This is a genomic window from Neobacillus niacini NBRC 15566, from assembly GCF_001591505.1.
Classification (GTDB): Bacteria; Bacillota; Bacilli; order Bacillales; family Cytobacillaceae; genus Neobacillus; species Neobacillus niacini.
Genome location: NZ_BCVA01000008.1, coordinates 36,495 through 48,612, shown reverse-complemented (window position 1 = coordinate 48,612; position 12,118 = coordinate 36,495). Strand labels below are relative to the sequence as shown.

Here is a 12,118-nt window from a genome sequence, read left to right as displayed (position 1 = left end):
TCCTCTCCCCTTTCTTAGCGGTTTGCAGCTTCCTGCTGTTTAGAATGTGTTAGTTTTGCAGAGGAGTTCGCTAAAAAGGCACTCATAACTGCTTCTTCTTCCGATAATCCTGATACTTTTTTCTCTTCAATCAAATCAATCATCCGTTTATAATCCTTTGGAATGACCTTGACAAATTTTCTGACACACTTTTTCCAGTCTTCTAGTACACAACTAGCCTTTACACTTTGAGTGTAATGGAAATGGTTTTCGATTAACTTTTTTAGCTCATCCTGTTCGGCAGGAGTTGAGACTGATTCAAATTCAATTAATTCTTGATTACATAAATGCTTAAATGCGTCCTTGTCTTCTGGTAACACGTAGGCTGTTCCGCCAGACATTCCAGCTGCGAAATTTTTGCCAACTTCACCCAAAATAACGACGCGTCCGCCCGTCATATACTCACACCCATGGTCACCAACGCCCTCAACTACGACATTTACACCACTATTCCGAACAGCAAAACGTTCGCCAGCACGGCCGTTAACATAAGCCTCGCCGCTTGTTGCCCCGATAAAGGCCACATTTCCAGCGATGACGTTTTCTCCAGAAGCAATCTTCGTATGCTCATCTGCTCTGACGATAATCTTTCCGCCAGAAAGACCTTTACCAACATAATCGTTCGCGTCCCCGGTAAGTTCAAGAGTCATTCCTTTTGGTACAAAGGCACCAAAACTTTGCCCTGCTGAACCGTTAAATCTTAAGGTAATGGTATCCTCTAAAAGACCTTCTTCACCATAGCGTTTGGAAATTTCACTTCCGACGATCGTACCAACCACACGATTGATGTTCGTAATTGGGAAGCGTAAATCAACAGGTGTTCCCTGTTCTAATGCCGGTTGAACAGCCGGTAGAATTTTTTGGATATCAAGAGATTCATTGATTCTATGATTTTGTGGTCGTTTAAAGGTACGTGCACCTTCAGGCTTGTAAAGCAATGCTGTCAAATCCAAATGCTTTGCCTTCCAATGGGCTTTTGCCCGCTCACTTACTGTTAGTACATCTGCTCGGCCGACCATTTCCTCAACTGTTCTGAAACCAAGTTCAGCCATAAGCTCGCGCACTTCCTGTGCAATAAAACGCATAAAGTTAACAATATAGTCTGCTTCACCCGTAAACTTTCTGCGAAGCTCTGGGTTTTGAGTGGCAATCCCAACCGGACATGTATCCAAATGACAAACACGCATCATCACACAGCCAAGGACAACCAGCGGTGCAGTTGCAAAGCCAAATTCCTCCGCTCCAAGCAAGGCCGCCATAACGACATCCTTGCCCGTCATTAATTTTCCATCTGTCTCAAGCACAACTCGATCCCGTAATCCATTCAGCATGAGCGTTTGGTGTGCTTCTGCTAATCCAAGTTCCCACGGTAATCCGGCATGTTGAATGCTCGTTTTCGGAGAGGCACCTGTTCCGCCATCATAACCACTGATGACAATAACATCTGCTACTGCTTTTGCCACACCTGCAGCTATCGTTCCAACTCCGCCTTTTGAAACAAGCTTTACGCTAATGCGCGCATCACGATTGGCATTTTTCAAATCATGGATCAATTGCGCCAAATCCTCAATGGAGTAAATATCATGGTGCGGCGGTGGAGATATTAAACTTACCCCAGGTGTCGCCCCGCGAACATCTGCAACCCATGGGTATACCTTGGTACCCATCAACTGGCCGCCTTCACCAGGCTTTGCACCTTGTGCCATTTTAATTTGCAGCTCTTGGGCATTCACAAGATAATGACTTTTTACACCAAAGCGGCCGGAAGCAACCTGTTTAATCGCACTTCCTCTGTTGTCGCCATTTTCATCTACCTCATATCGGCTAGAATCTTCTCCGCCTTCACCGGAATTGCTTTTTCCGCCTAACCGGTTCATGGCAATCGCCAATGTTTCATGAGCTTCCTTACTGATCGAACCAAATGACATTGCACCCGTTTTAAAACGGCGGACGATCGAATCCACTGATTCTACTTCTTCAATCGGCACAGATGTACGCGTTCCATTAAAGGAGAATAAGTTGCGCAAGAAGCCAAGTCTTTCTTCATTTGCCAATGTTGAATATTTTTTAAATAATTGATAATCACCGTTACGGCAAGCCCATTGTAACGTATGAATCGTTCCTGGATTGAATGCGTGGTGTTCACCATTATGTCTCCATTGGAAGTTACTTCCTGTTTCTAAAGTCTTGTCAGTTGATACTGTATAAGCTTGCGTATGACGCAGCTTCGCTTCTTCGGCAATAGTATCTAAACCAATTCCGCCAATCTGTGAGACTGTTCCAGTAAAGTAGGTATCGATGACATCAGAGCCAATCCCAACCGCTTCAAAAATTTGTGCACCGCGGTAGCTCTGCACGGTTGAGATCCCCATTTTTGACATGACCTTCACAACACCCTCCGTCATGGCATAGATATACTTCTTCACCGCTTCTTGATACGTGAATGGTATGGTTCCTTCCTCAACTGCTTGCTGATAGGTAGCGAACACAAGATATGGGTTAATGGCATCCACACCATATCCAAGCAGTACAGCAAAATGGTGAACTTCTCTTACTTCTCCGGTTTCAATGATGATGCTTGCCTTCGTTCTCAATCCTTCACGAATCAAGTGTTGATGAAGGGTGCTCGCTGCCAATAAAGATGGAATGGCAGCTTCTGTTGCATTCATATTTCGATCAGACAGGATAATTAAGCTGGAACCGCCTGCAATGGCTTTTTCTGCTTGATGGCAAATTTCCTTAAGGCTATTCTCTAAATCCTCTGTAAACAGGATATCGATTACTTGGCTTTTAAATGATTCGTTCGTTCTTAAATCTCCAAGCTGGCTGTTCGTTAGGATTGGTGTCTCCAACTGAATCCGACGGCAATTTTCTGCCGATGGATGAAGTAAGTTCCCTTCAGTTCCTAAATAGGAAATCGTCGAAGTGACAATGGCTTCACGAATTGAGTCAACCGGCGGATTGGTTACTTGGGCAAATAATTGCTTAAAGTAGTTAAACAAGTTCTGTGGCCGGTCTGATAAGACAGCAAGAGGCATATCATTTCCCATCGCTCCGAGCGGATCTTTTCCTTCTGTTACTGCTGGAAGGATATATTTTTGAATATCCTCATACGTATATCCAAAGGCTTTTTGAAGGGTCAGTATATCGGCCGGGATTTCTCCCTCAGCCTCTACGCTATCGCTCAATCGAACAAGCTGTTCATTTAGCCATTGCTGATACGGCTGTTGACTCGCTAACTGTGATTTGATTTCCTCGTCAGAAATAATTCTTCCTTCTTCTAAATCAATCAAAAGCATTTTTCCTGGGCGCAGGCGCTCTTTATATAAAACCTTTTCGGGTTCCACATCGATGACGCCAACCTCTGATGAAAAAATAATATAATCATCTTCTGTTACGTAATAACGAGCCGGACGTAATCCGTTCCGATCCAAAATGGCACCGATTTGTTTACCATCTGTGAAAGAAATAGCAGACGGTCCATCCCAAGGCTCCATTAACGAACTATGGTATTCATAAAAAGCGCGCTTTTCCTCTGAAATATGAGGGTTTTCAGACCATGGCTCTGGTACAAGCATCATGGCTGCGTGAGCTGGCTTTCGGCCAGCAAGCACCAAAAATTCGAGCGCATTATCCAAAATGGAAGAATCACTTCCATCGGTATCGAGAATTGGCAGTACTTTTTCTAAATCCGTTCCAAATGCTTCTGAAACGAATTGTTTTTCCCGCGCTTTCATCCAGTGAATATTTCCCTGAAGTGTATTAATCTCGCCATTATGAATTAAATAGCGATTAGGATGTGCTCGTTCCCAGCTCGGAAATGTGTTTGTACTAAAGCGTGAATGAACTAAAGCAAACGCTGAAACAAACGTCTCATCCTGCAAGTCCAGATAAAACTGATCAACTTGCTCTGGTGTTAATAACCCTTTGTAAACAATCGTCCTGCTAGAAAGACTAGCAAAGTAAAAACGATATTCTGAGGCCTTTGCCCATTTTTCTGCAAGTTTGCGAATGACGTATAGTTTGCGTTCAAACGCTAATGAATCCGTACCTTTTTCGTTATCACCAACAAACAACTGACGAATCACAGGACAGCTTTCCTGTGCCGTTACCCCTATTGGTTCTGCATTAACTGGGACTGTTCTCCAGCCAAGTACCGTTTGCCCCTCTTGTTCGACCATTTTAGTGATATATGTTTCAATTTCTTCCCGTTCCCCATCGTTCTTAGAGAAAAACAGCATCCCCACACCGTATTTCCCTTTTTGCGGTAAGTTGATTTCTGAACATTCTTTGCGGAAAAATTGATCCGGTATTTGAACCATAAGTCCCGCGCCATCGCCTGTAAGAGGATCACTCCCCTGTCCGCCGCGATGATCCAATTGACAAAGCATCTTTAGTCCTTTTGCCACAATATCATGTGTAGCATTCCCTTTAATGTGAGCATACAAGCCGATACCACAAGCATCATGTTCAAATTCTGGACGGTAGAGACCTTGTGCTTTTGGTAGTTGATGAAACGTCATATCTAATCTCTCCCTGTTAGTGAAATTGTCGGAATATTTATATCCACTATTCTAGGTTTTCTAATTAATACAAACAATATATAATTTATATCAAACCAATCTAAATTTTATATAAATAGAAGGAGGAATAGCATTGGAGCTTCGTCAATTACGTTATTTTATCGAAGTGGCAGAGCGGCAGCATGTGACGGAGGCCGCTGATCATCTAAACGTGGCGCAATCGGCGGTTAGTTATCAAATTACCAAACTGGAAGAAGAGCTAGGGGTTAAATTATTAGAAAGGGTCGGCAGGAACATTAAGATTACACAGGTCGGAAACATTTTTTTAGAATTTGCGAAAAGTGCTCTAAACACATTAGAAGAAGGAAAAGACAAAGTAGATGAATATCTTAATCCTTTAGGAGGCACGCTTCATATTGGGTATCCTTCGAGTCTTTCCATTTATTGGCTTCCAACTCTTATTTCGGCTTATAAAGAAGTTGCGCCAAATGTTAACTTCCATTTGCGGCATGGCTCCTATGCCTACTTAATTGATGCCGTTAAAAACGGTGAAATCGATTTAGCCTTTCTTGGTCCTGTCCCCATGAAGGAACCTGACCTTGAGACGAAGATTTTATTTATGGAAAATATCGCTGCATTGATTCCACAGCGTCACCCTTTGGCTGATAGAAAAAGTCTGTTTTTAAGTGACTTGCGGACAGATCCATTTGTCTTATTTCCAGATGGTTATGTCCTTCGAAAAATTGCTGTAGATGCCTGTCATGAGGCTGGGTTTGAACCGAATATTGTGTCCGAAGGGGAAGATATGGATGCTTTAAAAGGACTCGTATCCGCGGGAATCGGCGTTAGCCTATTACCTGAAAGTACTTTCTATGACTCTGTTCCCAGGTTCACAGTCAAAGTACCAATAGAAGCTCCAAAGGCCATGCGTACAGTTGGGGTTATCATTCCGAAACACAGAGACATAGGGCCTTCCGAAAAGAATTTCTATCAATTTCTCATCCAATATTTCAACCGATTGGATCAATTTAAATAATAAAGTAGTAAAACTTTAGCAGTGTTCGACAATAGAAAAAAGATAACGATATAATCAATTTCCGATTAATCCAAAATGGACATGGGAATAATAAACAGTGTTCGTGAATTTTAAAGCTAGAAAGGAGATAATCACATGCCACAAGGAGCTACTGAAACAAGTACCTTAAAAGTTGGTGATCCGGCACCGGATTTCACGGTGGAAGCCCATGGCGGCCGCAGAGTGACGTTAAGTGAATTCCGCGGATCCAAAAATGTATTTCTTTGTTTTTATCCTCTAGATTGGACCCCAGTTTGAGGAGCGCAAATGCCTTCATACGAGGATGATCTCCCTCGTTTTGAAGATTTTGATACCCAGGTCTTGGGTATTTCAGTCGATAGCGTTCACAGTCATGACGCATGGGCAAAATCAATTGGTGGAATTTCTTATCCGCTTTGTTCCGATTTCTATCCACATGGAGAAGTTTCGGAGAAATATGGCGTCCTTCGTAAAAACAAAGGCGAACCGGCATATGGAGCTTCAGAGCGTGCTCTCTTTATCATTGATAAAGAAGGAATCGTTCAATGGATTGATGTTCATCCACTTGATAAGCAGCCTGATAACGAAGAATTATTTGATGTTTTACGGAAACTATAAATCGAATAATGTTAGTAGAATATAAGGAGGCTGTGTGTGGAACTCTCAAGAAAAGCTATCCCATATACACCTAGTACCAAACCACTGCATGAAATGACCCTTATGATTGTTTCCACTTCTGGTGTTCATCTAAAGGACCAGGAGGCATTTAACACGGACCCTTCAGTAGGAGATGCGACCTTCCGCATTATTCCAGGAGACGTAAATTCAAAGGATTTAACCGTCACTCATGCAGCCCCAAAGGAGCATTATAATACAGATGCTCCGAAAGAGGATATTAACTGTGTTTTTCCTATTGATCGACTTCGGGAAATGGTAGACGATGGAGACCTAGGCGGGGTTGCCGAGAAACATATGACCATGATGGGTTATTCCATGAGATTAAACATTATCAATAAGGAAACAATTCCTGCACTCGTGAAAGAAGTAGTCCGTTCCAAAGCGGATGCGGTGCTTTTAACTGCCGGCTGACCGCTCTGTCATCGCACTGTAGTTACAGTGCAGCGCGGCATTGAATCTCAGGGAATTCCAACCGTATTAATTACGTTAGATGTAGAACAATCCAGTTTAATGAGGCCGCCGCGAGCTATCCATCCAGTGGGGTTCGAATTCGGACACTCCCTAGGAAAGCCTCATGATAAATCAACACAAATGAAAGTATTGATGGCAGCACTGGCAGAACTAAATGAAAGACAAGAGCCAGGAAATATACATGATGTACATTTTCCATCTTATTAAGGAATAAGAAGGGACGGCTTGATTGCCGTCCCTTTCTGTTTATACAATATCCCCCACTGAAGCCCTTTCATATTTTAGTTAATTGGTAGTCGGATTCTAGAGATTATAATGATTAAACGTTGGTAATCTTTCTATTTTTTCAAAATTTAGATCATTGCTTAACTGCTCCCACAGTACTTCAGGTTCGGCAACGTCTGCATACAGACAACAATCGTTAAACTTCTTTTTAACTTCACTGAAAAGTGTTTTAGGAAGTATGTGCTCGACTTGTCTTTTTGTTTCATTTGCAGTTATGACCTTAATATCACCTAAAGGAATACCTAGTGTATCTCCCTGGGTTTGCTCTATTTTTATACGATGAGCTAATTCTAAGACCTGAGTTTCCATTAGAGCACTCTCTGTCAGATTATTCAGGTGAACACTCCCGTGAATAAAGGCAAAGGCAACCATAAAAGGAATACTAAATTTAGCATCTTGTAAGGTTTTAGGATGACAGCGATCCTCAAGCGGCTGACATAACATACATGCTGTTTCATTTACTCCGATTACAATTTGTTCGATTTCATGAACACTAATATGATTTCGAAGAACAAGGGCTGATTGAATATACGGATGTGAGTAGCGGCAGCTAGGATAAAGTTTAATAGATGTATCAGAAAAAGCCCATGTAACAGTATCCAATAATACACCTCGTTGGTTTTCGTTTAGATTTCCCCCAAAATAATTTGGAAAAAGACCTGTCTTTCCATCCAAACAACTTGCAGGAGCAGTCACCCCTTCTCGGGCTAAAAATGCAGCTTGAACACCTCCCATTGAGGCAAAGGCTGGATAAATTGCTCTAGCCTTCGAACCGGTCCCCACTCCCGGCTCTTTCCCACCTGCCGCTTGCATATACGCAAGCCCTAAGGCATGAACTAACTTCTCATCATCTAATCCAAGTACAAGTCCAGCAGTAATTGCGGCTCCTAAATAACCAAACAGTTGACTTAAAAACCATTTGGAATCGGAACCCGTTCCCCTAGGTTCAATTGCATACCCAAGCCGGCATAATAACTCGTTTCCTAATGCAACTGAAGTAATAAGATCCGTCCTCCTTGAATCTTGAGCGTCAGCAGCAGCTAAGGCGGCTGCTAACGTAACAGGAGTTGGATGAATTCTAGCGAAATCATTGATATCATCATAGTCTAAAGCATGTGCTAATGCCGTATTCGAAAATGCAGCATAGGCGGGAGGTAATCGCTGCTCACTCCCGATTACTCGGCCTGTCCCACCGGTTACTCCAATTGATAGACCTGCTATTGATTTTAAAGCAACCGGTGCTCCTTTATAAGAAGCTAATGAAATGGCAAATGTATCACATACATGAAGAATCGCCTTTTCACGAATATGCTCTGGCACTCCTTGCTTCTGTCTTTGACGGATAGCTTTTACAATCTCGTGGCTTAATGACAAAATAGCTTCCCCCTAGTAAATGTTTTGTTGTCAAATATTCAACTATGTCCATCTAGTTTCCTGTTTTTCCTATAAAATTTCCTTTCCATACAAATAGCCCGCTTCATTGAAATAAAGCGAGCTATTACTTAAAGTTGGATTGACTCTTAACAGTTACACCGGATATACAGGATGTTTCCGTTCTGAAAAAATGAGATATTTTGAAGAATATGCCTCAAAACGAGTGACGAGTTCCTTACGTAATGAGTTCGCTGGGATAATTCCGTCAATCACCATTTCAGAAGCCAAGTTATAGATATCAATATCCTCTTTATATTCCTCACGTTTTTGTTCAATAAATGCAGCACGCTCCTCTTCTGGCAGCGCAGCAATCTTATTGGCATAGACCGCATTAACAGCGGCTTCTGGTCCCATAACCGCAATGGATGCGGAAGGTAAAGCAAGACAAGCGTCCGGTTCAAATGCTGGGCCAGCCATTGCATAAAGACCAGCACCATATGCTTTACGTACGATAACTGAAATTTTTGGAACACTTGCTTCAGACATCGCTGAAATCATTTTCGCACCATGGCGAATGATTCCTGCTCGTTCTACCTTGGTACCGATCATAAATCCAGGTACATCCACTAGGAATAATAGTGGAATATGGAAGGCGTCACAAAGATTAATAAATTTCGCCGCCTTATCGGCTGAATCGTGGAATAACACTCCGCCTTTTACACGCGGCTGATTGGCGATAATTCCAACAGGCTTCCCTTCCATGCGGGCAAGGCCTGTGATAAGTTCACCGGCAAAAAGCTTCTTGATCTCAAAGAAAGAACCTTCATCAATGATTCCATTGATTAAATCAAGCATATTAAATGGTGAATTTTGATTCACTGGAATTAACTCTTCTAATGGTTTCTTCAATTGTTTTGGATCCACTGCCTCACGAACTGGAGGTTTCTCTGAAAAATTGGCTGGAAAATAAGAAAGATAGTTTCTAGCCATAGAAATGGCTTCCTCTTCATTTTTCGCCAGAACATCACCGCAGCCTGAAACAGAACAGTGCATGCGGGCTCCGCCCATTTCCTCCAAGGTTACATGTTCACCAATAACCATTTCAGCCATTCTTGGTGACCCCAGATACATCGACGCATTTTTATCAACCATGATTACAATGTCACAAAAAGCTGGAATATAGGCTCCGCCTGCAGCAGATGGCCCAAATAGAATACAGATTTGAGGGATTTTCCCTGAAAGTTTTACTTGATTGTAAAAGATTCTTCCGGCTCCACGACGTCCTGGGAACATTTCCACCTGATCCGTGATCCGCGCTCCAGCGGAATCTACCAAGTATAATAATGGCACCCGCAGCTTTTCAGCTGTTTCTTGGATTCGAATGATTTTTTCAACCGTCCGGGCTCCCCAAGAACCAGCTTTAATAGTGGAATCATTGGCCATCACACAAACCGTCTGGCCATTTATCTTGCCCATCCCTGTCACAACTCCGTCAGCAGGAAGATCCCCCGCCATACAGTTTGCAAATAGACCATCCTCTAGTTCAAGGTCAGAATCAAATAATAATGATAAACGATCACGGACGAACAATTTCCCCTGTTCTTCGTTTTTCACGTGATATTTAGAAGGTCCACCCTTTTTAATTTGTTCGACTCTATCATTTAACGTTTGTTGGAGAGGTTTCATATCCACAGTCATTTTTCCTCCTCGATTCATGTAAGTTTCTTATTCTCCAATGTAGTTTGGAGTCCGTTTCTCTTTAAATGCCTGTAATCCTTCTAAACGATCTTTTGTTGGGATTGTCACTGCATAGGCATTTTGCTCAATGGCAAGACCGGTATTTAGATCAACATCATACCCTTTATCAATAGCGAACTTTGCTTGGGTAACCGCAATTGGGCCATTCCGAACGATTTGCCCGGCAACTTCTAATGCTTTATCTAGTAAATCTTCAAATGGAACCGTATACTCTACTAATCCAATTTCAAGGGCCTCTTTGGCGTCAATTCGTCTAGCAGTAAAAATCAGCTCTTTAGCACGTCCTTTTCCTACTAATCTAGGTAATCGCTGTGTTCCCCCTGCACCTGGGATGATACCCAGGGATGTTTCCGTTAGACCAAGCTTGGCCGTTTCAGAGGCAATGCGAATATCACAAGCAAGTGCAAGTTCAGTTCCCCCGCCAAAAGCGACTCCGTTCACAGCTGCTATGACGGGTTGTGGTAATGATTCAAACGAGTTGATTGTATCGCGGATCAAAGACACTGTTTTCTTCACTTGAACACTATCCATTCCAGCACGTTCTTTTAAATCAGCTCCTGCACAAAAAGCTTTTTCCCCCGCCCCTGTTATAACGATACAGCGGACTGACAAATCAAATTTACAGGCAAGAAGTGCGTCTCGGAGCCCCTCTAACATTTCTATTGATAAAGCATTAGCCGCTTCCGGCCTATTTAACGTAATCATTACGATTCCGTTATCCAGTTTATTAACTAATATTTTACTCATACATTCACCTTCCTCAAACGGAGCTTCCAAGTATTCCACCCAGCCCGGCGGAACTGGCTGCTTGAAAACTTTTACTAGGCAACGTTCTGCCTATCTTCTCCTGAATGAATTGCGAGGCATATAGCAGCTTTTGTTGATCAACCCCAGTATGAATCACCATCCCGTGGAGCATATAGAGTAAATCATCTGTCGCTACGTTTCCGGATGCACCAGGTGCATAAGGACATCCCCCTAAGCCGCCAAGGGACGAATCAAACGTAGTAATTCCCATGTCTAATGATACTAAGATGTTAGCGAGTGCGGTTCCCCTTGTATCATGAAAATGCATGGCTAGCTTATCTGCCGGAAATCTTTTCAATAACACTTCCAATACTTCATGGACTTGCTTTGGATTTGCGACACCGATCGTATCCCCGAGAGACAGCTCTCCAATCCCCATTTCAAATAACGCTTCGGACACTTTTATGACACCTTCAATATCAACATGTCCTTCATACGGACAGCCAAAAACAGTGGAAACATAACCTCTGGTTGATTTCCCTGCTGTCAGGGAGTCTCTTACCAAATCTCTTAAAACAGGTAAAGTCTGATCAATATTTTTATTAATGTTTTTAAGATTATGAGTTTCACTCGCTGACATAAATACAGCCACTTCATCTATGTTTGCTTGAAAAGCCCGTTCCAAGCCTTGGTGGTTTGGAACGAGTGCGGTATAGGTAACACCTGGCACTTTAGTAATTCCAGTTGCAACGGCAACGGCATCAGAAAGTGCAGGGATCCATTTTGGATTAACAAACGAAGTAATCTCAATATGTTTAAGTCCACTCTCTGACATTTGATTAATCCAAGTGATTTTATCCTCTGTCGAAATAAAACTCTTTTCGTTTTGTAAACCATCACGAGGACCAACCTCTTTAATCGTTACACCTGCCGGCCACTTCATTGCTCCATCTCCTTTCCACCTTTATACAGGCTTTATTCGACTACTACAATAACGTCGCCTTCATTTACAAATTCGCCTTCTGCCACCTTTACTTCTTTTACCGTTCCATCGAATTCAGCAGCAATTGGAATTTCCATTTTCATTGATTCTAAAATCACAACATCCTGACCTTCTTCTACTTGGTCTCCAACTTGAACTAATATCTTCCAAACACTTCCTGCCATACTTGCAATGATTTCACTCATG

10 protein-coding genes are annotated in these 12,118 nt (G+C 42.5%); 4 read left to right on the top strand and 6 right to left on the bottom strand.

Annotated elements, in window-relative coordinates; translation table 11 throughout:
• Positions 1–14: 14 nt before the first annotated feature.
• Positions 15–4,562, bottom strand: a complete 4,548-nt coding sequence (gene gltB / locus BANA01_RS09330) for a glutamate synthase large subunit (RefSeq protein ID WP_034677465.1) — start codon at positions 4,560–4,562, stop codon at positions 15–17.
• Between the two features lie 133 nt (positions 4,563–4,695).
• Here gltB and gltC point away from each other — a divergent pair, with 133 nt between their 5' ends.
• The 4 genes from gltC to BANA01_RS09305 all read left to right on the top strand — a co-directional run bounded on the left by gltC (position 4,696) and on the right by BANA01_RS09305 (position 6,972).
• On the top strand, positions 4,696–5,598 hold the full coding sequence (gene gltC, locus BANA01_RS09325; protein WP_034677464.1) for a glutamate biosynthesis transcriptional regulator GltC: 903 nt from the start codon (positions 4,696–4,698) through the stop codon (positions 5,596–5,598).
• A 135-nt stretch (positions 5,599–5,733) separates the two neighbouring features.
• Positions 5,734–6,234: a redoxin domain-containing protein gene (locus tag BANA01_RS09315; protein WP_082799457.1), complete on the top strand. Its 501-nt coding sequence runs from the start codon at positions 5,734–5,736 to the stop codon at positions 6,232–6,234.
• A 36-nt stretch (positions 6,235–6,270) separates the two neighbouring features.
• On the top strand, positions 6,271–6,705 hold the full coding sequence (locus BANA01_RS09310; protein ID WP_034677461.1) for a glycine/sarcosine/betaine reductase selenoprotein B family protein: 435 nt from the start codon (positions 6,271–6,273) through the stop codon (positions 6,703–6,705).
• A gap of 27 nt (positions 6,706–6,732) precedes the next feature.
• Positions 6,733–6,972: a hypothetical protein gene (locus BANA01_RS09305; RefSeq protein ID WP_034677460.1), complete on the top strand. Its 240-nt coding sequence runs from the start codon at positions 6,733–6,735 to the stop codon at positions 6,970–6,972.
• Between the two features lie 96 nt (positions 6,973–7,068).
• On the opposite strand, the gene BANA01_RS09300 is transcribed toward BANA01_RS09305, so the two are convergent.
• From BANA01_RS09300 to BANA01_RS09280, 5 genes are all read right to left on the bottom strand, one after another.
• Positions 7,069–8,424: an MmgE/PrpD family protein gene (locus BANA01_RS09300; RefSeq protein WP_034677457.1), complete on the bottom strand. Its 1,356-nt coding sequence runs from the start codon at positions 8,422–8,424 to the stop codon at positions 7,069–7,071.
• A 153-nt stretch (positions 8,425–8,577) separates the two neighbouring features.
• Positions 8,578–10,110 (bottom strand): acyl-CoA carboxylase subunit beta, encoded by a 1,533-nt coding sequence (locus BANA01_RS09295; RefSeq protein WP_174524413.1) that lies wholly within the window; start codon positions 10,108–10,110, stop codon positions 8,578–8,580.
• 39 nt (positions 10,111–10,149) lie between these two features.
• Entirely contained in the window at positions 10,150–10,929 is a 780-nt protein-coding gene (locus tag BANA01_RS09290) for an enoyl-CoA hydratase (protein ID WP_034677491.1), read from the bottom strand.
• A 13-nt stretch (positions 10,930–10,942) separates the two neighbouring features.
• Positions 10,943–11,872, bottom strand: coding sequence for a hydroxymethylglutaryl-CoA lyase (locus tag BANA01_RS09285; protein WP_034677455.1), 930 nt, complete (start codon positions 11,870–11,872; stop codon positions 10,943–10,945).
• 32 nt (positions 11,873–11,904) lie between these two features.
• Positions 11,905–12,117, bottom strand: a complete 213-nt coding sequence (locus BANA01_RS09280; RefSeq protein WP_034677454.1) for an acetyl-CoA carboxylase biotin carboxyl carrier protein subunit — start codon at positions 12,115–12,117, stop codon at positions 11,905–11,907.
• Position 12,118 lies beyond the last annotated feature (1 nt).